22 protein-coding genes and 1 pseudogene are annotated in these 26,065 nt (G+C 62.5%); 4 read left to right on the top strand and 19 right to left on the bottom strand.

All coding sequences use genetic code 11. The features are described 5' to 3' along the window. Nucleotides 1–43 precede the first annotated feature (43 nt). From HU749_RS13380 to HU749_RS13310, 15 genes are all read right to left on the bottom strand, one after another. Nucleotides 44–1,654 (bottom strand): gamma-glutamyltransferase family protein, encoded by a 1,611-nt coding sequence (locus HU749_RS13380; protein WP_186650901.1) that lies wholly within the window; start codon nt 1,652–1,654, stop codon nt 44–46. 42 nt (nt 1,655–1,696) lie between these two features. Further along, nucleotides 1,697–2,476 (bottom strand): amino acid ABC transporter ATP-binding protein, encoded by a 780-nt coding sequence (locus HU749_RS13375; RefSeq protein WP_003200817.1) that lies wholly within the window; start codon nt 2,474–2,476, stop codon nt 1,697–1,699. A gap of 2 nt (nt 2,477–2,478) precedes the next feature. Beyond that, entirely contained in the window at nt 2,479–3,255 is a 777-nt protein-coding gene (locus tag HU749_RS13370; protein WP_014337982.1) for an amino acid ABC transporter permease, read from the bottom strand. Between the two features lie 12 nt (nt 3,256–3,267). Further along, nucleotides 3,268–4,074 (bottom strand): ABC transporter substrate-binding protein, encoded by an 807-nt coding sequence (locus HU749_RS13365; protein WP_186650903.1) that lies wholly within the window; start codon nt 4,072–4,074, stop codon nt 3,268–3,270. Nucleotides 4,075–4,150: 76 nt separating this feature from the next. Beyond that, complete coding sequence (locus HU749_RS13360; RefSeq protein WP_003200810.1) at nt 4,151–4,819, bottom strand: GntR family transcriptional regulator; 669 nt, start codon at nt 4,817–4,819, stop codon at nt 4,151–4,153. 227 nt (nt 4,820–5,046) lie between these two features. Continuing rightward, complete coding sequence (locus HU749_RS13355) at nt 5,047–5,988, bottom strand: helix-turn-helix domain-containing protein (protein WP_095962406.1); 942 nt, start codon at nt 5,986–5,988, stop codon at nt 5,047–5,049. A gap of 172 nt (nt 5,989–6,160) precedes the next feature. After that, nucleotides 6,161–6,925: a 2-keto-4-pentenoate hydratase gene (locus tag HU749_RS13350; RefSeq protein WP_186650905.1), complete on the bottom strand. Its 765-nt coding sequence runs from the start codon at nt 6,923–6,925 to the stop codon at nt 6,161–6,163. Further along, entirely contained in the window at nt 6,922–8,529 is a 1,608-nt protein-coding gene (locus HU749_RS13345) for a bifunctional 3-(3-hydroxy-phenyl)propionate/3-hydroxycinnamic acid hydroxylase (protein WP_095962365.1), read from the bottom strand. The genes HU749_RS13350 and HU749_RS13345 overlap by 4 nt, the downstream gene beginning before the upstream one ends. A gap of 2 nt (nt 8,530–8,531) precedes the next feature. Then, on the bottom strand, nt 8,532–9,395 hold the full coding sequence (locus HU749_RS13340) for an alpha/beta fold hydrolase (protein WP_186650907.1): 864 nt from the start codon (nt 9,393–9,395) through the stop codon (nt 8,532–8,534). Between the two features lie 27 nt (nt 9,396–9,422). Next, nucleotides 9,423–10,025, bottom strand: coding sequence for an amino acid synthesis family protein (locus tag HU749_RS13335; RefSeq protein WP_014337975.1), 603 nt, complete (start codon nt 10,023–10,025; stop codon nt 9,423–9,425). A 14-nt stretch (nt 10,026–10,039) separates the two neighbouring features. Further along, nucleotides 10,040–10,489, bottom strand: coding sequence for a VOC family protein (locus HU749_RS13330; RefSeq protein WP_186650909.1), 450 nt, complete (start codon nt 10,487–10,489; stop codon nt 10,040–10,042). A gap of 11 nt (nt 10,490–10,500) precedes the next feature. After that, entirely contained in the window at nt 10,501–11,541 is a 1,041-nt protein-coding gene (locus HU749_RS13325) for a VPS10 domain-containing protein (protein ID WP_186650911.1), read from the bottom strand. A 12-nt stretch (nt 11,542–11,553) separates the two neighbouring features. Then, complete coding sequence (locus HU749_RS13320; protein ID WP_046063945.1) at nt 11,554–12,348, bottom strand: SDR family NAD(P)-dependent oxidoreductase; 795 nt, start codon at nt 12,346–12,348, stop codon at nt 11,554–11,556. A 26-nt stretch (nt 12,349–12,374) separates the two neighbouring features. Continuing rightward, nucleotides 12,375–13,865: an aldehyde dehydrogenase family protein gene (locus HU749_RS13315; RefSeq protein WP_079304203.1), complete on the bottom strand. Its 1,491-nt coding sequence runs from the start codon at nt 13,863–13,865 to the stop codon at nt 12,375–12,377. 10 nt (nt 13,866–13,875) lie between these two features. Continuing rightward, nucleotides 13,876–15,417: an acetolactate synthase large subunit gene (locus HU749_RS13310; protein WP_186650914.1), complete on the bottom strand. Its 1,542-nt coding sequence runs from the start codon at nt 15,415–15,417 to the stop codon at nt 13,876–13,878. A 275-nt stretch (nt 15,418–15,692) separates the two neighbouring features. Between HU749_RS13310 and HU749_RS13305 the strand changes: the two genes are divergently transcribed. Continuing rightward, nucleotides 15,693–16,445 carry an IclR family transcriptional regulator gene (locus HU749_RS13305; RefSeq protein ID WP_079304199.1) on the top strand — a complete coding sequence of 251 codons (753 nt, stop codon included), beginning with the start codon at nt 15,693–15,695 and terminating at the stop codon, nt 16,443–16,445. Between the two features lie 274 nt (nt 16,446–16,719). Here HU749_RS13305 and HU749_RS13300 read toward each other — a convergent pair whose 3' ends face one another. The 4 genes from HU749_RS13300 to HU749_RS13285 form a co-directional block, all read right to left on the bottom strand. Beyond that, a complete protein-coding gene (locus HU749_RS13300) occupies nt 16,720–18,045 on the bottom strand; it encodes an alginate export family protein (protein ID WP_186650916.1) in 1,326 nt (441 codons plus the stop codon). Between the two features lie 82 nt (nt 18,046–18,127). Further along, the gene (locus HU749_RS13295; protein WP_039011644.1) at nt 18,128–19,477 is read right to left on the bottom strand and encodes an aminotransferase class III-fold pyridoxal phosphate-dependent enzyme; all 1,350 of its coding nucleotides are present in this window, start codon (nt 19,475–19,477) and stop codon (nt 18,128–18,130) included. 11 nt (nt 19,478–19,488) lie between these two features. Beyond that, nucleotides 19,489–20,910, bottom strand: coding sequence for an aldehyde dehydrogenase family protein (locus HU749_RS13290; protein WP_046063952.1), 1,422 nt, complete (start codon nt 20,908–20,910; stop codon nt 19,489–19,491). 84 nt (nt 20,911–20,994) lie between these two features. Continuing rightward, complete coding sequence (locus HU749_RS13285; protein ID WP_046063953.1) at nt 20,995–22,443, bottom strand: APC family permease; 1,449 nt, start codon at nt 22,441–22,443, stop codon at nt 20,995–20,997. Between the two features lie 305 nt (nt 22,444–22,748). On the opposite strand from HU749_RS13285, the pseudogene HU749_RS29640 reads away from it, so the two are divergent. From HU749_RS29640 to HU749_RS13275, 3 genes and pseudogenes are all read left to right on the top strand, one after another. Continuing rightward, nucleotides 22,749–23,942, top strand: a pseudogene (locus tag HU749_RS29640) (PDC sensor domain-containing protein); the annotation flags it as partial. A 102-nt stretch (nt 23,943–24,044) separates the two neighbouring features. Beyond that, nucleotides 24,045–24,800 carry a methyl-accepting chemotaxis protein gene (locus HU749_RS29635; RefSeq protein WP_437127844.1) on the top strand — a complete coding sequence of 252 codons (756 nt, stop codon included), beginning with the start codon at nt 24,045–24,047 and terminating at the stop codon, nt 24,798–24,800. 95 nt (nt 24,801–24,895) lie between these two features. Beyond that, complete coding sequence (locus tag HU749_RS13275) at nt 24,896–26,065, top strand: efflux RND transporter periplasmic adaptor subunit (RefSeq protein ID WP_186650920.1); 1,170 nt, start codon at nt 24,896–24,898, stop codon at nt 26,063–26,065.

Here is a 26,065-nt window from a genome sequence, read left to right as displayed (position 1 = left end):
CAACGCGATCTGCCGATATTCCAGGTATCGGCGGATCACGTATTTACCAAACAGCAATATGCGAATCCGCCCGGGGTTCAGTCCCGCCACACAACACCCCGCTGGCCGGGTCGCGCAGGATGATCTGGCCGCGGCCATAGTCGGTCAGGTCGCTGGCGATCTGAACCTCATGCCCCCGACGCGCCAAGGCATTGGCCAGGTCCCGTGAGGCCCCGTGCTCGATCCCGACCTTCATCGCCCCCAGCCATTGCCAGCGCGGTGCATCCAGCGCCGCTTGCGGGTTCAGGCCGAAATCCACCAGGTTCATGACCATCTGCACATGCCCCTGGGGCTGCATGTAGCCGCCCATCACGCCGAAGGGACCGAGGGCCTCGCCATTGCGGGTGAGGAAACCGGGAATGATGGTGTGGAAGGTCTTCTTGCCTGGGGCCAGGCAGTTGGCGTGGCTCGAATCGAGGCTGAATTCCTGCCCACGATTCTGCAAGGCAATACCGCTGTCGGGCAGCACCACGCCAGAGCCAAACCCGTGGTAGTTGCTCTGGATGAACGAGACCATATTGCCCTCCCCATCCGCAGTCGCCAGGTACACCGTGCCGCTGGCGTGGGGGTCGCCGGGCGCGGGCGGTTGGGCCTGTTCGCCGATCTGCCGACGACGGTGGGCACTGTAGTCATCGCTGAGCAGGTCAGCCACCGCCACGCGCATGTGCAAAGGATCGGTGATGTAGTGCAGGCCGTCGCTGTAGGCCAACTTCATCGCTTCCAGTTGGCGATGCCAGGTCTGTTGGCTGTCACGGTGATCGAAGTCGAAGCCTTCCAGTATCTTCAACGCCATCAAGGCCACCAGGCCCTGCCCGCTCGGCGGGATTTCCCAGACATCCACGCCTCGGTAATTGATGTGGATGGGGTCCACCCACTGGGCGCGATAATCCTTGAGGTCCGAGGCCCGCAGATAGCCGCCGCTGGCCCGGGAATGAGCGTCCAGGCGCTCGGCCAATGCACCGCGATACAGGCTCTCGCAGCGGGTATCGGCCAACTCCTGGAGGGTGCGCGCCTGGGCCGGGTTGCGAAAAACCTCCCCAGCCCGTGGCGCCCGGCCATCGATCAGGAAAGTTTCGAACCAAGTCTCGAGGACGGCATCCCGATGGGGCGTGAACTCGTTCACCGCAACCTGCCATTGATGGGCAACCACCGGCGACAGCGCAAAGCCATCCCGGGCCAGGCTGATCGCCGGTTGCAGCAGCTCGGCAAAGGGCAGCTTGCCAAAGCGTCGGGACAATTCGGCCCAGGCCGACGGGCAGCCCGGGACGGTTACCGATGTCCAGCCATAGAGCGGCATCTGCTCGTGGCCGGCGGCCTTGACCGCCTCGATGCTCAAGGCGGCCGGTGCATGGCCGTTGCCGTTGAGGCCGTGCAACTGGCCCTTGCACCAGACCAGCGCGAAGGCATCACCGCCGATGCCACAGCCAGTGGGTTCCACCACCGTCAGCGCCGCCGCGGTGGCGATGGCGGCGTCGATGGCATTGCCGCCCTTTTGCATGATCTCGATGCCCGCCTGGGCAGCCAGGGGTTGGGACGCGGCGACCATGCCCCGACGGGCGAAAACGCTCTGGCGTTGCGACGGATAAGGGTATTGGTGGGCAGAAAATTTCAGCATGGTGAAGGCTCTTCGATACAGGAATTCAGTGGCCGGGAAAGGTCATAACACGCGACTGAGAAAAGCCCGGGTACGAGGATGAATGGGGTGACAGAAAATCTGCTCCGGCGGCCCCTGCTCGATGAGCTCGCCCTGGTCCAGGACCACCACACGGTCGGCCACTTCCCGGGCAAAGCCCATTTCATGGGTCACCACGACCATGGTCATCCCCTCCTCGGCCAACTCCTTCATCACTTGCAACACCTCGCCGACAGTCTCCGGGTCGAGGGCGCTGGTGGGTTCGTCGAACAGCATGGCCTGGGGTTTCATCGCCAGGGCCCGGGCAATCGCCACCCGCTGTTGCTGGCCGCCAGAGAGCATCGACGGGTAGTGATCGGCCTTGTCCGCCAGGCCGACCCGCTCCAGCAGGCCGCGGGCCTGCTCCAGCGCGGCAGTGCGAGTCACGCCAAGCACCTGGATCGGCGCCTCGATGATGTTTTCCAGGGCCGTCATGTGAGGAAACAGGTTGAAGCGCTGGAAGACCATGCCGATGTCCCGCCGTTGACGGGCGATGTTGCGCTCAGACTCACGCACCAGGCTGCCATCGGCCCGCTCGCGATAGCCCATGGCCCGGCCGTTGACGCGGATCCGCCCGCCCTGGATGTCCTCCAGCAGGTTGATGCAGCGGATGAAGGTGGTCTTGCCCGAGCCCGAAGCGCCGATCAGCACCACCACTTCGCCGCGCCGCACTTGCAGGGAGATGCCCTTGAGAATCTGCAGCTCGCCGAAGGACTTGTGGACATCCAGCGCCTCGATAATCAGCTCTTCGCTTTTATGCGCCATGGTTAACGTGCCCTCAGCAGGTTCAGGGTGCTGCGACCGAACATCCGCGTCGAAGCCGGCGGCGGTGACGAGGGCCGGTCCGATTGACCGAAACGGGCCTCCAGCCAGCGCTGGAAAAAGCCCCACAACGTGGTCAGCAACAGGAAGTAGATCGCCACCACCAGATACAGTTCGAACACCCGGAACGTCGCCGACGTGACCATCTGGGTACTGAGCAACAATTCCTGGACGCCGATCACGCTGACCAGCGTGGTGTTCTTGAGCATTACGTTGAACTCGTTGCCCAGCGGCGGAACGATGACCCGGAACGCCTGGGGCAGCACAATGCGGCGCATCAGTTTGGCGAAGGTCATGCCCAACGAGCGCCCGGCCTCGTATTGGCCCTTGTCCACCGCACCGATGCCGGCGCGGATGATCTCGGCCATGTAGGCACCCTCGTTGAGGCCCAGGGCAATGATCGCCGCCTGGATATTGCCAGGGATTACCAGCCCAAAGAGGTCGATGTCTTCGAAGCGGAAAATCCCGCCGGCGGCCAGTGCGGTGTAGAGAAAGACGATCTGCACCAGCAACGGCGTGCCGCGCATCAGCCACACGTAAAAGCGCACTGGCAAATGCAGCAACGGGTTCTTCGACAACCGCAACAGCGCGGCGGCCAGCCCGAGGGCACAGCCCAGTAGCATCGCCAGCACACTGATCAGGCAGGTCAGCCAGAGCCCGGTGAGGTACACCCCACTGGGCTGCAACAGGTACTGCCAGAACACATCCCAATTGAAATTCATCGGTAGTTCACCTCAATCAAGCGTGTCACTGGCGACATGCCATTTGCCCAGCAGTTGGCTGTAGCTGCCATCGCTGCGCATATCGCCGATGACCTGCTGCACAGCCGCAGTCAGTTGCGGATCGTCCTTGCGAATGCCCAGGCCAGTGAGAATCCGGCTGAAGGCTGGCACGCCCTCCTCGAACAGATCGGGGGCCATGGTGGCGTAATAACCGGCGGTTTCCACGGTGGTGCCGTAGGCGTCGACCTGGCTGATGCGCAGGGCCTGGAAGGCATCGGTGTCGGAGTTGTAGACCACCAGTTTCATAGGCGGTTTGCCGGCCTTGACCAGGGTCTCGTTCTCGGCGTCGAGCAGGGTCTTGATGGTGGAACCGTTAAGTACGGCGACCTTGTGTCCGGAGAGATCCGGCAGCGTCTTGAGGCCCTTTGGATTGCCCTTGGGCACCACCACCGCCTGGCTGGAATACATGTAGTTGACGATGTCGATCACCTCACGGCGCTCGGGCTTGTCAAACAGCTGGTCGACGATCATGTCGCACTGTCGGGCCAGCAACGCGGGGAGCAGCCCGGAAAAGGGAATGACCCGCCATTCCACCTTCTTGTCGCCCAGGCGCTTGGCGATTTCCAGCCCCAGGTCCACGGTCAGTCCCTTGGGTTTCTGCGCCTCATCGAAGGACACCAGCGGCGGCGAATCCATGCCTGAGCAGTAGACGAGTTTATCGACCTTGAGCAAACGCTCCGGGACAACGGGCGCGGCAACCGCCCACTGTGCACAGAAACCCAAGGATAAAGCGGCAACCAACAGGCGAGGCTTATGCATGACCAGACACTCCAGTTCAGTAAGTAACGGGCAGTACTCAAAGTCAGAACACGGGCAGGCTCGGAGCCCGCTCTCGTTATTTTTTCGATTGCAGGAACTCGATCAATTCAGGGACGGTGCCTTCGATGTGCGCACGCACCACCGCCTCGGCCTTGTCGGCGTCGCCCGCACGCAGGGCGTCAAGGATCAGCATGTGCTCCTGGCGCGCACTCAGGGGCTTTTCCACGTGCTGCAACCACAGGCGCATGGGCGCTTCGATCAGGGAATAGAGCGCGCTGATCTGCTTGAGCAATCGCGGGCGACCGCTGAGGCTGCACAGGTATTCATGGAACGCGCGATGGCGGCTGACCCACTCGGCGCTTTCCTCGCGGTAATCGTCCATCTCGTCCAGCAGTCGCTCCAAGGCAGCCAGTTGGCGCTCACCAATCCTGGCTGTCGCGACACGGACTGCCAGGCCTTCCAGGGCGCTGCGCATCTCGAAGACTTCGTGCAACTCATCGATGTCCAGGCCGCTGACAATCGCCCCGCGATTGGGCCGCAGAGTCACCAAGCCCTGGGCATCCAGACGGCGAAAGGCTTCGCGCACTGGCATCCGGCTCATGCCGATCTCGTTGGCGATGTCCTCGGCAATCAGCCGGTCGCCCTTGCGTAACCGACCGCCACAAATGGCATCGAGCAGGAAGTTGTAGGCCTCTTCCTCGGCAGTCATCGGTGGGCGTTCAGCGTAAGTCGGGGCAAATTGCATGGCAGCACCTTCTGCATTTTTGTATCCAATTATCCATGGATTCAAAAAAGCAGAATGCGTGCCAACCTCACGCGTTAGCGTGCAAGCGATTGATTTGAAGGAATTTGCCGAGGAAAACGACTGCCAGCCTTAAGCCCTTAACCGCGCAGGTGTGCTACCTAACAGCTCAGTGGCTGCCTTTTATGGGTGCAGGATGGCGCTTCGGTAACACCGCAGGCGGCAGCCCATCATGCAGGTGCCCTGGGCGTATCGGAGGGGGATTCGCCAAACAACGCCCGGTAATGCGCCGCAAAATGACTCAGGTGGAAAAACCCCATCGCCACGGCGATTTCACTGACGTTCAGTGCCGCCGCACGGGTCGTGATCAAACGCCGGCGCACGGCATTGAGCCGCAGGTTGCGCAGGTACTCCACCGGACGCATCCCGGTGACCGCCTGGAAACTGTTCTGCAGGGTCCTGCGACTCACCCGCAATTGCTCGCACAAGTCGAGGATGCTCAAGGGCACCTCTGCGCTGGCGACGACCAGCTCCTGGCAACGCTTGACCAGATAGGCACTGACGGCAAAATTGCCACGCCGGCCACGCACCTCGTCCGAAGCGTGACTGAACAGGTCGAGAAAGGCGTTGAGCAGGACGTCTTCGAGGATTTTTTCCGCGGCAGGGTTGACCGCGTCCGCCTGCTCCAGAAGGTGACGAAACAGTGGGTGGATCCTTTGCTGCACCCGGCGCAGCACCGCCTCATCCACGCTGACCTGGGACACGCTTTTCAGGCGCTTGAGCTGTTCGCTCGACAGTTCGTAGGCCGCCAGCTTGGCGAACCGCACCGTATCGACATTGGCCGCAAAGAAGTGCATGCCTTCTGGGGCGTGCAAGACGAAGTCCTCGCCATCGCGCAACAGCACGACACTGTGGGCGCCCACTTGGTGCCCCTGGACCACCGGCGCACCGCCCAGCGACATGGCAATGCACAAGCGCCCTTTTGGCGCGCTACCGCGCTGCACCACCCGTTTATCCAGCACCTCCTGGAAGATCTGGAAACGCTCGGCGCACACCTGCCGCAGCTCGCTGGAAAGGCAGCCACGCCCGAGTTGGTCATAGACCTGTTGCCAGCCCAGGATCGAACCGGCGTGTTGCTGAGGATCATTGAAGGTACGGACTTCGGCGAACATGATCATTGTTCCTCGGTGGTGCTGTGCTTAACCCTGGTGCTGATATCCAAAGAGGTCGATAAACCTGTGGCGAGGGAGCTTGCTCCCGCTTGAGCGCGAAGCGCTCACAAAACAGGTCTGCTGCGCAACCCAGCGGGAGCAAGCTCCCTCGCCACGGACTCGTGAACCGTTCTTATTGTCGGAAAACCAAAGCCAGTTCCGTGCCAAGCATGTGCAAACGATATTCGCCTGCCCTGACGTCCATCGGCGCCAACAACGCCCCGGACAGCACCACCTGCCCCGCTTCAACGCGCTGCCCGTCGGCCAGCAACCGCCGGACCAGCCAACACAGGTTCGCCAGAGGGGTGTCCTCGCGCGCCAGGACGTTACCTTCACCGCAGGACACGCCGTCATGCGCCAGGCGATAGTTCACTTCGGGCAGTCGATCCGGATCGAACCCCACCCTCGCCCCGAGGCAATACAGCCCCGCAGCGGCATTGTCGGCAAGAAACGCCCCGACGTCGAAACGCCAGTCCTGCCAGCGACAATCGGCAATTTCGAATGCCGGCGCGACCTCGGAGATGGCAGCGAAGATGTCCTCGTCGCTGTAGAAACCCGGCACCAGCGTGCGCCCCAGGACAAACGCCAGCTCGATCTCCAGCTTGGGCTGGATCAGCCGTGCCAGGGGCACCGTGCTGCCGGCTTCCACTGCCATGGCATCGGTCAGCGCGCCCAATACCGGTTCACCAATACCGAAACGGTCCTGGGCGGCGCGGCCGGCGAAGGCCACTTTCCACCCGGTCAACCGCTCACCAGCGACCTGGCGCCGGCGCAGCGCCTCGCGCTGCAAGGTGTAGCCCGCCGCCAGGTCAACGGCCTGAGGCTCCAACGAAGGCAAGGCGTGTACAGCCTGCGCGGCACCCTGAAGCCGGACCAGAAGATCGTCTTCGCGCCTCATGAGAGCTGCTCCGCCAGCTTGCGCAACACGCCTTCGAGCCGCTCAGGTGTGGTGATCGCGGCAACGAACCGATCCGGCCGCACCACCACAACACAGTCACGCACCTTGGCAAACCATTCGCCCAAGCGGTTATCGACGTCCTCGACGCAAATGGCGCCATTGGCGGACAAGGGTTGGTTGCGCCCCACGCCACTGCGCGAGCGATTGATCTGGATGAAACGCGTCTCCCAGCGCGCCCACCAGGCGGCGGTTTGCTCGCTGAGCTGTTCGCTCGGATTGACCCGATACCCCAGCACCGCATAGGAATGCCCCAGCACCTCGTCCAGGCGCCGGCGCTGACCCTGGGCATCCTCGACAGACGGCTGGATGAACAATTGCCCGACCAGATCATCCTCATGCAGCTCGGCACGCTCGTGATGAACCAGGCCCTTGGTGATGGTCGCCTTGGGTTTGAACTTGAACTCCAGCAAGTGCGAGCGAAGGTTGTCGACGCTGTTGACGGCCTGGAACAACCAGTCCCGCACACCGGCCATCAACGGGTTGGTCAGCCCCAGGACCGCGCCCATGTTGTCGGCCAACGCGATGAGATCGGTCGCGTGCCCGCGGCGCTCCTGATCGTAACTGGCCAGAATCGCCGGCGACGCCCGCCCTTGAAGGATCGCGGCAAGCTTCCAGGTGACGTTCGCGACATCACGCAGGCCCGAATTGAGCCCCTGCCCGGCCCAGGGCGGGGAAATATGCGCCGCATCCCCCACCAATGCCACACGGCCCTGGACAAAGCGGGCCGCGACCCGAGAGTTATGGGTGTAGGCGCGGATCCGGATGATTTCCAGTTGATCGACCGCATCGCCGATATGCCCACGGATCAAGTCCCGGATCGTCGCCTCTTCGCACATCCTGGCCTCGTCTTCGCCCTCCAGGAGCATGAACTCCCAGCGCCGTTGCTGATACGGCAGGTAAATGCAGACGAAAGGTCGCTGAGGGTCGGCATGCAGGGCGGTATACGGTGCATCCAGGGAGTCGTTGGCCGTGTCGATCACCACCCATTTGCGCGGATGGGTCAGTCCCAGCAGTTCGATGCCGAGTTTCTTGCGCACGCTGGAACGTCCGCCATCGGCGCCGATCACGTACTGCGCCTGCAATTGATAGAGCTCGCCCTGGGCATCGCGCACCTGCAAGGTCACGCCCTCGGCATCCTGCTCCAGATCGAGCATTTCATGGCCCTGGCGCAACTCCACACTGGCGTGCTTGCCCAACTGCTCGCGCAACGTCGTTTCCAGCAACTGTTGCATGAAGATGTTGCGCATCGGCCAGCCATAGTTTGCCGTGCTCGGTTTGACCTCGGCAAAACACACGCCTCGCGCATTGTAGTAACGCAGGGGCACGTTGCAGATCATGTCGCGCGCGGCCAATTCAGCGATGCCGATGCCCTGCAACACACGCAGGGCCTCGTCATCCATGCCCACCGCGCGCGGATACGGCAGGACGCCGTCAGCCAATTCAAGGACGATGCAGTCGATGCCGTACAGCCCCATGTAATGAGCGGCCGTGATCCCATTGGGGCCGCCGCCCACGATGACAACCTGGGTTTTCTCCTGCTTCATCGCTATTCACCGCTTTGTTGTTGTGGTTGTAGGCACTGGTCATACAAATAGTCCATGACGACAAGGTTGAACATCTCGCTCTGGTCATCATGGACGTAATGGCTGGCGTCGGCGATTTCCTCTGTGCGCACCCACTTATTGGCCTGCTTTATCGACTCGAGGGTCGCCAGGGGCAGGAAATCGGAACGGGCGCCACGAATGAACAGCGTCGGGCAATCCAGCGCCCGTACCGCCGGCCACAGGTCGGTCGGGGTAATACTCAGGCGCGCCTGGGCAATACCTTGCTGGTCGTGACGCCATTCGATTCCAGCCAGCGTTTCCTTCATGGAATACATCAACCTGGAAGCCAGCCCCTCCTGAGAGAGGCCAGGTCGCGCTTGCAGCCAGAACTGGGCGGCGCTCTCCCAGTCAGGAAACAACAACGGTGTCTGGCTCATCTCGCGCCGAATCCGCTCGGCGCCGTCACCGCTGACCGAAGAACCAGGGCCAATGTCCTCGATCACCAACGCTTGCAGTCGTCCCGGATTGAGCCGCGCATACTCCAGTGCATTGGTACCGCCAAGGGAATGCCCCACCAGGACGAAACGCTGCAGCTCCAGATGCGCCACCAGATCGTCAAGATCGTTGACATAGGCTTCGGTCCGGTAACTGGCGGCATCCGCCCAGTCACTGTAGCCACGTCCACGCTGGTCAAGGGCATAGCAGCAGTACCGCTCGCCCAATGCATTGGCCAGGCCATCCCAGGTCTGAGCATAGGAGCGCAGCCCGTGGAGCAGTACCACCGCAATGCCCGACGGATTGCCCCAGGACAGATAATGCAGGCGCAGCCCCGATCGATTGGTGAAGAACTGGCTGTTTGCAGACATTCGTTCGCTTCCCACGATCAGCACACCTCAATACAGGCCGTCATTGCCCTTGACGTCGGCAGCCTCAAGGCCACCCAGGCGCGCATGCAAGCGCCCACGCGTGGCGAAGGCCCAGATGATGATCAATTCGTCGGCCGCCGGACCATCGCCGAACGACAACGAAATGCTGTCGTAGTGCGAACGGACATACAGCGCATCCTTGTGAGCCAGCGGCACATCGATGGTCACGCCAGGCCCGCCACGCTTGCCGGTGGAAGGCACCCAGGATTTGCCTCCGCCCAATGCGACGCGGATCGGATCCGCCGCCGGATTGGTCAACAATGCATTGCCATGCTCGTACTCGCCCTGGCTGCCCACCAGGCACGCCTTGCCATAGCTGACGATCTGATGCTGGCCCGCCAGTACCCGGATGCGCCGACCAAACTCCTGGCCCAACAAGGGTGATGGCTCAATCAACTCGGCGAGGCTTTCACTGAAACGGCCGGCATAAGGGTTGGCGATCACAGCGCCAATGGCGTACTTGAACAGCGGCTCACCATCGGCCAACTGGCCCGTTTCGTTGGCCAGGGTTTCCTCGACGAAGGTGTACCATTTGCGGATGTGGTAACTGGCGAAATTTGCGGTTTTCATAAGAGCAGTCTCTTTCAAAGTGGGTCGAGATCGAAATGCCGGCTGGGGGCTCCAGCGGCCTTGAAGCGGGCCTTGCCGCGTACATCGTCGTGTTCGGACTCGAGGAAGAACTCCATGCGATTGCCATCGGGGTCGTTGAAATACACGCCGTTACCGATCTCGTGGTCGGTGATCTTCACCACCTCGACGCCCTTCTTCAGCAACATGCCGTAGAGCTTGCGCAGGGTGGTCATGTCGCCCGCAATCTCCAGCCCGTAGTGCTGCAGCCCCAGGCCGCCCTGGTGGGCCCCGGGTGCTGCGCGGAGCAACGCGATGTCGTGGTGCTTGGCACCGAAGGCCATCATGATCCAGCTTTCACCCCGGGCGCTTTCATGCATGCCCAGCACGTCGGCGTACCAACGCGCCGACACTTCAGGGTCGCTCACGGACAGCGACAGGTGAGTACGAACGACTTCGACTTTCATCGCGCGATACCTCAGTTTTTCTTGATGATGGATTGATGCCCGGACTTGATTTGCGCCACGGCGGGCGTCCAGAGCACATCAGCGATTTCACTGAATTCACGCCACTGCTTCTGCCAGCCGTCACCGCCGTTCTCGGAGGTGAACAGATGCCCGTACTTGGTGCCGGCGACGATCTGGCGAGGGTCGGCAGGGTTCAAGGCAATCGCCCAGACACAGGAATTTGGCTGTTGCGGCAGCGGCAGCACTTCCCAACTGAGGGCGGCATCCCGGGAGACCAGCACCTTGCTGGTCGTGCCAGGGGTGCCGTCGGAAATGCTCAGGTAGAGCGTATCCTCGCTGCCCAGCGCTGCATTCATGGCGCGCACGTAGTACAGGCCGAAGGTTTCCCGGGCGACGATGCCGGTCCAGGTCTGCCCCTCGTCGAGGCTGCGATACACGGCGTTGACGCACACCACCACGATGACCTTCTGCCCATGGTTGGGCAGGACCACGATGTTGTGCACGTCCGAGTTGTAGTCCCACAGCAGGCGGTCATCGACACGGGTCCAGCTATCGCCACCGTCACGGCTGTGGAACAACCCACCCTCTTCCAGGCCGAACCAGAGCTGGTTGCGATCGGTCGGGTCGTAGGCGAAGGCCAGCAAGCGCGGACGACTGACGCCGTCGCAGAACTCCGGGATCTCCACCGGGGCACGTTCCCAGTGCTGACCACCGTCGAGGGTGCGCCACAGCACGGCGCGCGACGGCGCACCGGTGCCGACGAAAATGCGCTGTGCATCTTGCGGGTCCACCGCCACCTTCCAGACGGTCTGGCCGTTGAATGGCGAATCCACCCGCTGCCAATGGCTGCCGGTATCACGGCTGATGCACAGGCCGACATCGGTGCCGGCATAGATCACCTCAGGCGTCCCCGGATGGAAACTCAGGGAGCGGGTGATCGCGTCGAATTCCAGGTCCTGGCCCAGGCCCAGGCGGTGCCAGGTACGGCCATCGTTGGCGCTGCGGATCACCGCTTGCCCTACGGTGGCGACCAAAAGGGTTCCGTTACTCATCACTGCTGCTCCTCAAATGAAGATGCCGCGGGTCAAGCCGCCGTCGATGCCAATGGATTCCCCGGTCACCGCACCGGCCTTGGGGGATGCGAGGAAACCGATCAGCCAGCCCATTTCGATGGGTGCCAGGGTGCGTCGGATCGGCGTTGCGTCGATGTAGCCCTGCTCCACCTGCTCGGGCGTCTTGCCCTGCTTGATCCCTTCGCGCTCGTAGAGCTCCTGGATGTGCGGGGTGTCCACGACGCCGGGGTGGATCAGATTGACCGTGATGCCGGCTGGGCCCAGTTGGTCGGAAAGCGTCTTGGTCATGTGGGCGATGGCCAGGTTGCGCATGCCCGAGAGGACCTTGCTGCCACGCCCGGTCAGGCCACCGATATTGATGATGCGACCGAAGCCGCCGGCCTTCATGTGCGGGGTCACGGCCTTGGCGCAACGGAAATAGCCAATCACCTTGGTGTTGAGGTCCGAGAGCAATTCGTCGTCGCCGGCGTGCTCGATGTCGTTGCGCACCACACCGGACGGGGCCGCGGCGCCGTTGACCAGGATGTCGATGCGGCCAAAGTGCTTGTGGGCAGCCTCGACCATGTCGGACACCGCCGACATCTGGTTGGTGTCACAGAACAGCGGCAGCACCTCGTTGCCGGTCTCTGCGGTGATTTCCTCGGCGGCTTGCTGGAGAAACTCCATACGCCGCGCGCAGATCACCACCTTGCAACCTTCCTGGGACAGAAAGCGCGCGACTTCCTTGCCGATGCCCATGCCACCGCCGGTGACGATCGCCACGCGGCCTTGTAATTCCAGATCCATAGCAGTTCCTCTTGTGATTGTTCGGCTCAGGCGAGATCGACGAAGACACTTTTGGTTTCGGTGTAGGCATCGATCACGTTCTTACCCATTTCCCGGCCCCAGCCGGATTGCTTGTAGCCACCAAATGGCGAGGCTGGGTCGACGACGTTCCAGCAGTTGATCCACACCGAGCCGGCCTTCAACTGGGCAGCCACGCGATGGGCGGAACGCAAGTCACGGGTCCAGAGACCGGCGGCCAGGCCATAGGGCGAATCATTGGCGCGCAGCACCAGTTCATCGATCTCGGTCCAGCTCATAACGGTCAGCACCGGGCCGAAGATTTCTTCCCGGGCGACACAGGCGCGTTCGGCGCGATCGAGAAACACGCTGGGCCGGATAAAGTGGCCGCGCTCCAGGTGGGCTGGCCGGTCACCGCCGCAGATCAGCTCGGCGCCTTCTTCCTGGCCCCGTTGCAGGTAGCCACGCACCGTGCCCAGTTGCCGGGCCGAGACCAGCGGGCCCATGCTGCTTGCCGGATCCAGGCCTGGCCCCAACACATGGGCGGCCGCGTGGCGCTGGAGTTCTTCAAGCACCTGATCGAGGACGCTGGCGTGCACGTACAGACGCGATCCGGCGGTGCAGACCTGCCCCTGGTTGTAGAAAATGCCGTCGGCGGCGCCCTTGGCGGCACGGACGATATCGGCGTCCGGCAGGATGATGTTGGGGGACTTGCCACCCAGCTCCAGGGAGACCTTCTTCATGTTGCCGGTGGCCGCCTGGGCGATCAGCCGCCCCACCTGGGTCGAACCGGTGAAGGCGATCTTGTCCACGTCCGGGTGCTGGGCCAGCGGTGCGCCGGTATGCACACCCAGACCGGTGAGCAGGTTGACCACCCCGGCCGGGAAACCGGCGGCCTCGATCAACTGCACCAGGCGAATGGCAACCAGGGGCGTCTGCTCGGCGGGCTTGAGCACCGCGACGCAACCGGTCGCCAGCGCCGGGCCAAGTTTCCACACGCACATGGTCAGCGGAAAGTTCCACGGCACGATCAAGGCGCAGACGCCCACCGGCTCGCGCAAGGTGTAGTTGAGCATCGGCGCGCCACTGGACGGCGATACCGGCAGCGTGCTGCCTTCGATCTTGGTCGGCCAGCCGGCGAAATAACGAATGATATTGGCCGCACTGGCAGCTTCCCCCCGGGCCGCGGCGATCGGCTTGCCGTTTTCGAGGGTGATCAGTTGCGCCAGCTCTTCGCGATGCTGGTCGAGCAGTTCCGCCAGGCGAAACAGCAACAACCCGCGCTGGGCCGGTGAGTGCTGCGCCCAGGGCCCGGTGAAGGCCGCGCGGGCGGCAGCGACGGCGGCATCCACGTCGCGTTCGCCGCCTTCGGCGACTTCCGCCAGGGTGTGTTCAGTGGCCGGGTTTTCCACGGCAAACCGGCGACCATTGGCGGCGTCCTGCCAAGTCCCACCGATAAACAGCCGACCCGGTTGCGACAGGAACTTCTCGACGGCAGGTAACAATTGAATCGGGTTCATATCCGCTCCTTCACAGGGCCATTTCAATCAGGCAAGGACCGCCATCGGCCTTGGCGTTGGCCAGGGCGCGCTGCAACTCACCATTGGTGTGCACAGTGCTGGCCGGCAAGCCGTAGCCCTTGGCCAAAGCCTTCCAATCGATGCGTGGACGGTCCAGTACCGTCAGGCTCAGGGCCTCGGGGCCCAACTCGGTCATGCCGAAACGGCGCAGCTCGTTCTGCAAAATGGCGTAGCGATGGTTGGCCGCGATCAGGATCACCACGGGCAGTTGCTCGCGGGCGATGCTCCACAAGGTCTGGATGGTGTACTGGGCACTGCCGTCCGATTGCAGGCAGAACACGCGGTTGCCGCGCTCGGCCATGGCGGCGCCAAAGCCCACCGGGATGCCCTGGCCGATGGCCCCACCGGTGTTGGTCAAGACCCGATGCCGTGCGGCATGGGCCGAGGCAGTGAAGAATGGATAGCCGCACGTCCCGCCTTCCACCGAAACGATGCAGTCGTCGGGCAGCGACGCAGCCAACACCTGGCCCACGGACTGCGGTGTCAACGTAGCTTCGCTTGGCGGCAGTTCGATACCGGTTGGCGTTGGCACATAAGCCGGAGCTTCAAGCGCATCGGAAAGCGCAGTGAGCGCGCCGGCAACATCGTCCCCTACTTCCGCCAGGCAGAGCAGGCGTTCACGTTCGGCCAGGCGAGAAGCGATGCCTTCGTAGCCGAAATAACTGATCGGCTCCGGCACGCCGGCGCACACTACCGCGTCGTATTGGTCAAGGATCTCAATGGCGACTTCGGGGAAGTACGGCAGGCGATCCAGATCGGGCAGGCCACCGCCGCGATAACTCATGCGCGGAAAGGTTTCGGCGAACAGGCGCACGCCCGGCAGTTGCGCCAGGCGCCCCGCCGCTTCGAGTCCGGCGACGGACAAGCCTTGGTCGCCAACGATAAACACCAGGCGCTGGCCATCACGCAGGGCCTGGGCGACCGACTCGATCCGGTCACCGGCAAAACGTCGAACCGGAGCCTGCAATGCCGTGAAGGCTTTCTCGTGCTGCACCGTGTTGGCTTGCAGGTCCATCGGCAGAATCAGGCTGGCGATCTGCCCATTGGCCTGCCAGGCGGCACGCACCGCCTCTTGAAAATCTTCACCAACGCCCGATGCCGTGCGCGAGGTACGTACCCACTTGGAAACGCTGCCGGCCAACGCCTGGATATCACTGGCCAAAGGCGGATCGTAATTGACGTGCCAGGACGCGTGATCGCCGATGACGTTGACGATCGGGGTGTTGGCGCGACGCGCGTTGTGCAGGTTGGCAATGCCATTGGCAAAGCCTGGTCCCAGGTGAGTCAGGGTCATCGCCGGCTTGCCGGCAATCCGGCCATAGCCGTCCGCAGCACCGGTGCACACCCCTTCGAACAAGGACAACACCGGCTTGAGGGCTGGCGCACTGGCCATGGCTGCCACCAGGGGAATTTCAGTCGTTCCGGGATTGGCGAAGCAGTATTCGATACCGCTCGCCACCGCCGCTTTCACTATCAGTTGCGCACCATTCATTTCCAGCCCTCTTGATCGAGCGTTTGCAGTGGCTGAGATTTATCACATAGAAAAACCCTCAACTCAAGTATTTTTTACACATAAAAACTCTTATTTTGAGATTTATGCAAAATTACGACGAGAATAAAGCCTTCAATAAGTTTGTTTTTCTCAAGCGCTGGCGTATCGTGGCAACGCCCTGTTCGCCGAGCGAGCGGGCTTTTCATCATCGGCGCACCTACCTATAGTGCTCACCCAACGACCACCTACGCGCCATTCCCCCCTTTAGGAGCGAGATGAGCAGTCTGAGCAAAATGCTGAGTGTTCTGGACCTGTTCGGCCCGGCAACGCTGAAGATCGACCCCGACACCATCGCCGAGCGCATGGGCCTGTCACGGGCGACCGTGTACCGCTACGTCAAGGATTTGTGTGATGCGGGCCTGCTGGTCCGGGTGGATGCCGGCAGCTACGGCCTGGGGCCGCGCATCATTGAACTCGACTGGATGATGCGCCAATACGATCCGATCCTCGTGGCGGGCCGCGAGTTGATGCACCAGCTGTCCGACGCCACTGGCCTGGCGGTGTTCGCCAGCGTTTTCTATGACGGCCACATCATCAACACCTACATCGCCGAACCCGATAACACCTACCAGTTCGCATTCGGTCGCGGCCAGCCACTGCCGTTTTTTCGCGGTGCGCAATCCAAGGTGCTGATCGCCTTCCAAAAGGGGCGACGCCTGCAACGCCTGTTCGAAGAACACATGGCCAATGACCCCGACAACGGCTATGACTGGGCAAGTTTTTCCAAAGCGGCGAAAAAGATCCGCAAGGACGGCTATTGCCTGACTCACGATGAACTCAACCTGGGGCTCACCGGCATCGCCGCGCCGATCATCAACCCCGGGCTCGACGAGGTGGTAGGCAGCCTTTCAGCCGTCGGCAGCACCGACAGCTTCAAACTGCTGCGCCAGGAAACCGTGGTTGAAATGGTGATGGATACCACCCGACGGATTGCCGAGCGGATGCAGAATCCGCCTGCTGTCGGCTAGAAACCGGAGGTGCGGCCATACCGGTGCCCTGTGGGAGCGAGCTTGCTCGCGATAGCGGTGGATCAGTTGAGACTGGTGTTGATTGGGCCGCCGTCATCGCGAGCAAGCTCGCTCCCACAGGGTGCTGTAGGAGCTGTCGAGCGAAGCGAGGCTGCGATCTTTTCTCCCCCATTGAGTCTCAACGAAAGATCAAAAGATCGCAGCCTTCGGCAGCCCCTACAAGTCCAGCGGGAGCAAGCTCCCTCGCCACAGGGTTTATCGAACAACACCATCCTCAGAACGGAACGGCCACCGTCACCTGGCTGTACACGTTGGTGCCATTGCCCGCCACTTGATTGCCCCCGGTCGTTGCATCCCGATCCGGCTTGTAGAGGCCTATCAGCGGCGTGATGATCAAATGCTCGTTGACGGCCCACTCGGCATACAGATCCAGCTCACGGGCATCCAGGTTCAGGGCGTTATCTTTGCGTACCGTGTTGAAATCAAAGTACAGCGCACCAAGGGTCAGATTTTCCAACGGTTTGGCTGTCAGGCCGACATGATGAATGCCCGTGTTGCTGTTGAAGGGCCCGGCATAATTGCCCGCTACTTCACCCTGGAACCAGGTGCCATAACCCGTGCTCTGCCCGGTGAACAGCGAGTCCCACTTCTGGGAATAGCGGGTGTAGCGATACGTCAGCTTGGGCGCCCAGGCCAGATCGGCAAAGGTGTAGCCGGCCTCAGCGTACCAGGCCTTCTGCGCGCCGGCGTCCTTGTCCTGCCAGGCGTATTCGAATGCCAGGCTGGCGTTCTCGATGCCCGCGTCGCCTTCACCACGAATGCTGTAGACGTCCATGTCCTTGCGTTGCTTCTGGAAATCGCTGGCCCACTGCTCGTTCACGTCAAGACCATGTATCCAGGTCAGTCCCAACGTGCCCGCCTTGGCGGTGTAATCAAGCGTGCCAGCGGCCAGTTCGGTTTCGGCCTGGGCGCGGTTATCGGACTTGAGCCACACCACACTGCCATGCAGTCCATCCTGCCCGCCCAGACGTAATACCGCGGTTTGATCGAACGCGTGTCGGGCAGCCAGGTAATAGGCGCCACCGCGATTCAAGCGACCATCGGCAGGCCCTTTGCCCAGGTTCGGCCCGTCATCGTTGATCAAAAATCCCCTGCCCAGCTTGACCACCTGGCGGCCGCCGGAGATATCGACACCGTCCTGTCCCAGTACGGGGAACAGATCGGCGGAACGCCAACCCAGGTAAGCGTCTTCAATCTTCGTCGTGCGCTCGCTGCCCAGCGTATTGCCGGCCGCGTCGCCATCGCCCCAGGTGGCGGAACTGACCAGGCTGAACGCCCCGTAGGCGGTGCCATGGCCGGCCAGGCCCTGGTCGCCGCTGACGCCATACTTGATGAAGCCTTCGCGCCAGGTTGAACCACCTGGCCTGCCGTCGTAGTTCTTGCGGCTGTTGAAATGGCCGAACACGGCCAGCACGTCGGCGTTGAGATGAGTGTCGTCATCGGCATACAACTCATAGGCCTGGACCTGACTCGCAGCGCAAAGCGCCAGCGTACAGGCAAGGCCACTGCCGAAAAATCCCATACGCGATAGATTTCGCATGGCTGGAGCTCCTTGTGGTGCGCCCTTATAGGCTGTTTTTATATGCAGGAGCCGGCACCGCAAGCGGCACCGGCTGGTCGGGCTAACGGCAGTCGGCGAGCGCGCTGTCCAATGCGCCGACCATCATGGCGGCCTCGTCGGACGTGAGGGTCAGCGGCGGCGACATCACGATTTTGTTGCCTATCGGGCGCATCAATACGCCGGCCAGGCGCGCCTGCTCGGCAATGCGCGAGGCCAGGCCCGTAGCAGGATCAAGCGGCTCGCGCGTGGCCTTGTCCGCCACCAGGTCCACCGCGATCATCAAGCCCTTGCCGCGCACTTCGCCCACCACGGCATAACGTTCGGTCAGCGGTTGCAGTTGCTCCAGCAACTGGGCACCGACCTTCCCGGCGTTGCCCGGCAAATCCTCGGCCTCGACGATGTCCAGCACCGCCAGGGCCGCCGCACAGGCAGTCGGGTGCCCGCTGTAGGTGTAGCCGTGCATGATGACGTTGCTGAAACCCGGGCCGTTCTCGATGGCATCGACCATGCGCTGGTTGAACACCGTGGCACCCATGGGGATGTAACCGGCGGTGATGCCCTTGGCCAGGCACAGTACGTCGGGGGCGACACCCCAGCCACGACTGCCGAGCATGCAGCCGGTGCGGCCGAAGCCCGTCACCACTTCATCGGCGATCAACAGGATGCCGTGGCGGTCGCAGACTTCGCGCAGCCTCTTCCAGTAGTACGCCGGCGGCACGATCACGCCGCCGGCGCCTTGCACCGGTTCGGCGATCAGCGCGGCAATGGTCTGCGGGCCGAGCAGTGCGATCTGGTCTTCCAACTGACGAATGCAGTGGGCGGTCAGTTCTTCCGGATCGCGGCAGTCCCAGGGGTTGCGGTACAGCCACGGCGTGTCGAGCAGATGACAGCCAGCCAGCAGCGGTCCGTGGTTGTAGTGATACACGCCGTTGCCACCCACCGAGGTGCCGCCCACGTGCACGCCATGGTAACCATTGCGCAATGACAGAAAGCGCGTGCGCCCTGGTTCGCCGCTGGCGATCCAGTATTGGCGGGCCATTTTCAGGGCCGTCTCGACCGCATCGGAACCGCCTGAGCTGAACAACACCCGGGTCATGTTTTCCTGGGCGAACATCGACGTCAGCCGCTCGGCCAGGTCGAACACCCGCGGATGGGCGATGCCGTCGAAGGTCTGGTAATAGGCCAGTTCGTCCAGCTGCGCGGCAATGGCCGCCTTCACTGAAGCCCGGTTATGGCCCACGTTCACGTTCCACAAACCGCCGACACCATCGAGCATGCGATGGCCTTCGATATCGGTGATGTAGTTACCGTCGCCACGGGCGATGATCAACGTCTTGGACCGGTTCGCCGGCGCCGAAGAACTCATCGGGTGCCAGAATTTTTTTTGTGCTGTCTTGTATTGCTCGTACATGGTTGCACTCCTCACTCTGTTTCACGCTTGCGTACGTACAGCAGTTGCTGGCCGGTGAACTCCAACAACCCTTCAAGGCCGAACTCGACGCCGAACCCGGACATCTTGCTGCCGCCAAACGGCGTGTTCGGCTGGATCTGCGCATGGCAGTTGACCCAGGCCATGCCACATTCCAGGCGACTGGCCAGGGCCTGTGCCTGCTCGCTGTCGCGTCCCCAGACCGATCCACCCAGGCCCATGTCGCCAGCATTGGCGCGACGCAGGACATCCTCGACATCCTGGTAGGCAATCAGCGGCAACACCGGGCCGAACTGTTCCTCATCCACCAGGCGCTGCCCATCGGTCACATCGGCGACCAGCGTCGGCGGGTAGAAAAAGCCCGGACGGTCCAGGCGAGCACCGCCACACAACACACGCGCCCCCTGGGCACGGGCATCCGCCACCAGCTCCTCTACCAGTGCCAGCTGTTCAAGGTTCTGCACCGGGCCAAACGTGACCCCGGGCGCCAGGCCGTCACCCACCACCTGACGCCGGGCGATCAGAGTCAGGGCCTCGGCAAAGGCCTCGTACTGGGATTGGTGGATGTACAAACGCTTGAGGGCGGCGCAGGTCTGCCCCATGTTCAGGAATGCAGCCTGGAAAATATCTTCGGCGACCGCCTCGACCGAGGTGCCTGGCAGCACGATGGCGGCATCGTTGCCGCCCAGTTCCAGGGTCAGGCGCTTGAGGTTGCCGGCGGCGCCGCGCATCACGCTTTGGCCGGTAGCGGTAGAGCCGGTGAAGACAATCTTCTGGATACCTGAGTGGGAGGTGATCGCACTGCCGAACCCTTGCTCACCAGTCACGCTATTGATCACGCCCCGAGGCACGTGGCGAGCGATGACTTCCACCAGGCGCAGGGTGCTCAAGGGGGTCAGGCTTGACGGTTTGCTGATCACGCAGTTACCGGCCCGCAACGCCGGCATGATGTGCCAGACAGCGATCATGAACGGCCAATTCCAAGGCGTGATCGACGCGACCACGCCCAACGGCTTGCGATGCAGTTCGATACGCTGGGTCGGGGTTTCTTCCACCAACTCCACGGGAATCTGCTGCTCGGCGGCATAGCGCGTCCAGGCCACCGCGCCCATCACTTCGGAGAACGCCAATTCCAGTGGCTTGCCTTGTTCCAGGACAATGAGCCGGGCCAACGCCTCGGCTTCCTGCTCGAGATCGGTAGCGATGCTCAGCAGGCGCTGGCGGCGATCTTCATGGGTGCTGTGTCGCCACTCGACAAAGGCCGACTGCGCCGCTTCGACGGCAAGGTCCAGCTGGGCCAGGGAACCGGCCGCGCATCGAGCGAACACCGTACCGGTCGCCGGATTGAGCACATCAAAGTGCCCGTTTTCACCGTCGACCCGAGCTCCATTGATGAGCATTTGATAATCGTGCATAGAACCTTCCTTTCACGCGCTGACGAACCGTCCCGAACGACAGCGGACTTGTTTTCTGGGTGGATTGACGTTGTGCGTGACGCCTTAGAGCTTGTGGCTTCCCAGCGCCATGAATCGCTCGGGCGATGCCTTGCGCAATCGAGCGGCGAGGAATACACCGACGATCAGCGCGGCGGGAATCACCGCGCATAGGCCATAGGACAGGAGCTGGCTGGCGCCGGTCAGCACGTCGAAATGAATCACCGCAAGGGCCAGGACCACCAGCAATGCCAGGCACGAAAAGACCGGCAGAATCCGACCGCGCCAGAGCCCCAGCTTCAGCTCCGGGTGAGCGCGGAAATAGACAAACACCGCCGCTGAGGTCAGCGCCATGAGCAGGATCACGCACAACGTGGCCAGGTTGGAAAACCAGGCGAACAGCTGAAGGATCGGATCGGCGTCCAGCGCGGCGAAGATCAGCACCACCACCGCCGCGATCAGGCTTTGCAGGACCGAGCCCATGTGCGGACTCTGGTGCACGCGATGGGTGGTGCCCAGCCGGCTGTGCAGCAAACCGTCACGGCCGATGGCATAGAAATAACGCGCCGCGGCATTGTGGAACGCCAGCAGCCCGGCGTAGATGCTGACCATGAACAGCACGCGGATGATCTGGGTCAGGTGCGGGCCGACAAAGTGATCGGACATGCCGTAGATGAACGTGGTCGGATCCTGGAGCGCCTGCAGGGTCGGCACGATCTTGTCGGCCCCGACGCCGATCACCATCGCCCAGACCGACAGGGCATAGAAACCACCGATCAACAGCACCGAGCTGTAGGTGGCGATGGGAATCGTGCGATGCGGATTCCTCGCCTCCTCGCCGTAGATGGTGGTGGCCTCAAATCCGATGAACGCCGCGAAGCAGAACAGCAAGCCGATGGACGGCGTGCCGCTGAACACATGGCTGCGATCGAACGAATCGAGATTGATGCCACTGTCGCCACCGGTTTTGAGAATGGCGAAATCCAGCGTCAGGATCGCCAGGTACTCGGCAATGACCACCACCGACAGCACCCGGGCCGACAGGTCAATCTTGCGATAACCAAGAATCGCGATGCTCGCCATTGCCAGGAGCGAATAGGTCCACCAAGGCAAGTCCAGGCCAAAGACGCTGGCCATCGTGCCGCTGACCACGCCGCCGAACATGCCATACAGGCCGACCTGGAGAATGTTGTAGGCAAACATCGCCAGCACCCCCGCCGCCCCGCCGGCCAGGCCACCCAGGCCGCGGGAGGTGAAGGCATAGAACCCACCGGCGTTGGTCATGTGGCGGGACATGGCAGTGTAGCCCGCCGAGAACGCCAGTAACACCAGCAAGGCCAGGAGCAGCAATGCCGGTGTGCCAGCGCCGTTGCCCAGCATGATGCCAATGGGGAAACCGCCGGCGATGACGCTCAAGGGGCTCGCCGCTGAAATCACAAAGAAGATGATGAAACCGACACCCAAGGCGCCGCGCTTCAACTCCGTCGAGCTGCTGATCGGGAAAGATACACTCATTGTTCTTGACCTTATTGTATGAGGCAGTTGTTGCTGGATCGCAGACGCCAGCTTCGCCGACATCCAAAAGCTTATTGTTCTGCTTGCACGCTGGATTCGATCCTAGGCCCTTGCCAAAACCCTTCGCTATCCCAAAACGGCAGCATCCAAAGCGGCGCCCCAAAACAGGTCAGCCCTTGTGGCGCACAACGGCTGCCGATTCGGGATAACGGCAAGGGGCCTCCTGCCGCAAGATAGCCTCGCCCGTCGTTCAGACAGTGCTGGGCACAGAACAATAAAAATCCCTAAGCGCAGGAAACTTCAGCATGTTCTTCGCTCGTCTCTCTATCCAATGGCGGATCACGCTCTTGAGTGGCCTGTGCTTGCTCGCCGTCGTCGGGGCATTGACCAGCGCTTCCCTGTATCAGAACCAGCAAGGCGCAACACTGCTCAAGCAGCAAAGCAGTCAACTGCTGGGGCGCTCGGCCCTGGAAGGTTTGCAGGCACAGGGCCTGGCCCATGGTCAGCGGGTGGAACGCTTTTTCAGCGAAACAGCGATCTATGGGGAAGGTTTTGCCCAACAGGTCTTGCAACTGCGCGCCCAGGCGTGGAGCGGGCGACTGACGCCAGGGCAACTGCGCCGGGACCTGATCGCCGCGACCCGCCAAGCCCTTCAAAACCGCGAAAAAGTCCTCGGTTTCTACGTGGTACTGCTTCCCGACGCGCTGGTCGGTGAAGACGTCGGTTTCACTGGCCAACGCGATCTGGCCGGCAATGAAAAAGGTCGCTTTGCCCTGTACTGGTCGCAAAGCCAACCCGGCCATTTGGTGCAAGAGGTGCTCAGCGAAGCCCAGATCAGCGCCAACACCGCTCCTCCGGGCAGCGAGCCGGCCAACGCCTGGTACGTCTGCCCGCAGACCCAGGGGCGCACCTGCGTGACAGAGCCCTACGCGATCGAGGTCGAAGGCCAGAAGACGTTGATGAGCAGCATCTCCATACCGTTGCTGGACCAGGGCAAAGTCATCGGCGTGGTGGGCATGGACATCAGCCTCGATACCCTCCAGCAACTCGCCGCCAGCCTTGCCAACGACCTGTACCCCGGCCACAGCGAGATCAACATTCTTTCCCCGTCAGGGCAAGTTGCCGGCCATAGCGGCACGGTTGACGGCATCTCCATCGACGTTCAGCAAGCCGTGCAAACCGTTCCCGCCAATACCCCCTGGCAATTGCAGATACGCGTGCCGGAGTCGCTTGTGCAAGCGCCGGCCCTGCACATGCAGGCCCAGTTGGACGACAAGCGTCGCCAGTCCAACTGGTTCAACCTCAGCCTGGGCTTGCTCGCCAGTTGCCTGGGCTTATTGCTTATCTGGCTGACGGCCTACGGCGTGACCCGGCCGCTGCTGCGGGTGGCGCACATGCTCGATGCGATTGTCGACGGCGACGGCGATCTCACCCAACGCCTGCCCAACGATCGCCACGATGAATTGGGCCAACTGGCGAAGGGCTTCAATCGCTTTCTCGACAAATTGCAGCCCATCATCCGCGATATCCAGCAAGCGTCCCTGGACACCCGCGACACCGCCGATACGTCGGCGCAGGTGGCCCGGGAAGTCAGCGCAGGCATGCACACGCAGTACCGGGAGGTCGAGCTGGCCGCGACCGCCCTGCATGAGATGAGCACCAACGCCCAGGAAGTGGCCCGCCACTCCCACCAGGCGGCCGATGCCGCCACCGTTGCCGAGAACGCCAGCCGATCGGGGCGTGAATTGTTCGCCAACGCGGTCAGCAGCATCGACAGACTGGACCGGCGCCTGGAGACCACGCTTGAGCAAGTGCAGGCGCTGGCCGGCAACAGTCAACACATCGGCCAGGTGCTGGACGTGATCTGCGCCATTGCCCAGCAGACCAACCTGCTGGCCTTGAATGCCGCCATCGAAGCCGCCAGGGCGGGTGAACAGGGGCGCGGCTTCGCGGTGGTGGCTGACGAAGTGCGGCATCTGGCGAGTAATACGCAGAATTCGGTCGAACAAATACGCTCGGTGATCGAAGCGCTGCAGCAACTGAGTCAGGACGTCGTGCACAGCACCCAGTCGAGCCGCGAGCTGGCCAGGGACAGCGTCGCGCACGTCGACAAGACCCAGGCGGCACTGCAGCGCATCACCGACGCAGTGGAGGTGATCGAACACATGAACCAGCAGATTGCCAGTGCCGCCCTGGAGCAAAGCGCTGTCGTAGAAGACATCAGCCACCGCGTCAGCGACATTCGCGGGATCAGTGAAACCTTGACCAGCCGCATGGAAGAAGCCTCGCAGGCGAGCCACTCGTTGCGTGCGATGGCCAATCATCAACAGCAACTGGTAGGTCACTTTCGGATTTAGGGGCCATTACACAATTTCACATCCCCCCTACAAAGCTTCACCCCTGCCATTGGCCTCGCCCCCTACCATGGGCGGCTCAATATTGGGGAAGCACCATGTCCAAGATTCCTTTCGTCACACTGGGCCTGTTGGTCGGGGCACTGCTGCTCAGTGGCTGTGATAGCGCCTCGACCCCAGAGGCATCCGCTCCGCTGGCAAGCGTGCGTGTCGAAACCGTCCAGGCCCAGCCACTGTCGATCAGCAACGAGCTGAGCGGCCGGATCGCCGCGCCGCGGGTGGCCGAAGTCCGGGCGCGGGTGGCCGGCGTGGTCTTGCAGCGGGTGTTTCGTGAAGGCCGCGACGTCAAACAGGGCGAGGTGTTGTTTCGCATCGATCCGGCACCATTCAAGGCCGACCTGGACAGTGCCGAGGCGGCGTTGCGCAAGGCCGAGGCGAATGCGTTCCAGGCCCGCTTACAGGCACAACGTTACGCCCAGTTGATCGATGACAAGGCGATCAGTGGCCAGGATTACGACAACGCCCGAGCCAGCGTGCGCCAGACCGCCGCTGACGTCGCTGCCAGCAAGGCCGCGGTGGAACGAGCGAAACTGAATCTGGGGTACGCCACGGTGACCGCGCCGATTTCCGGACGGATCGGTCGCGCCTTGGTGACGGAAGGTGCCTTGGTCGGGCAGAACGAAAGCACGCCGCTGGCATTGATCCAGCAACTGGACCCGATCCACGCCGACCTCACGCAATCGACCCGCGAACTCAACGACCTGCGCCGCGCCTTTCGCGCAGGGCTTTTGCAAGCGGTCGGCCAGGGCCAGGCCAAGGCCACATTGATTCAGGACGATGGCAGCCCCTATCCGCTGCCGGGCAAATTGCTGTTCACCGACCTCAGCGTCGACCCGAGCACGGGCCAGATCACCCTGCGCAGCGAATTCCCCAACCCCGACCTGGACTTGCTGCCTGGCAGCTTCATTCGCGTGCGCCTCGAACAAGCGGTCAATAGCCAGGGCATCACCGTGCCGCAACGGGCGATCCTGCGAGACAGCGCCGGAGTCGCCCAGGTGTTGCTGCTGGACGCCGAGCAGAAGGTCAGCCAGCAACCGGTGCAACTGGGCGTCGCGCAAAACGATCGCTGGGTCGTCACGCAAGGTTTGAAACCCGGCGACCGCATCGTCATCGAAGGCTTGCAACACGCCCGTCCCGGCGAGCACGTCCAGGTCGATGACACCCCACTTCCCCTCGCCCAGGTTCCCGGGCCACAGGCAGGACACTAA

It is taken from the genome of Pseudomonas ogarae, assembly GCF_014268695.2.
GTDB classification, from domain to species: Bacteria; Pseudomonadota; Gammaproteobacteria; order Pseudomonadales; family Pseudomonadaceae; genus Aquipseudomonas; species Aquipseudomonas kilonensis.
This window is presented reverse-complemented; position numbering and strand designations above follow the sequence as displayed.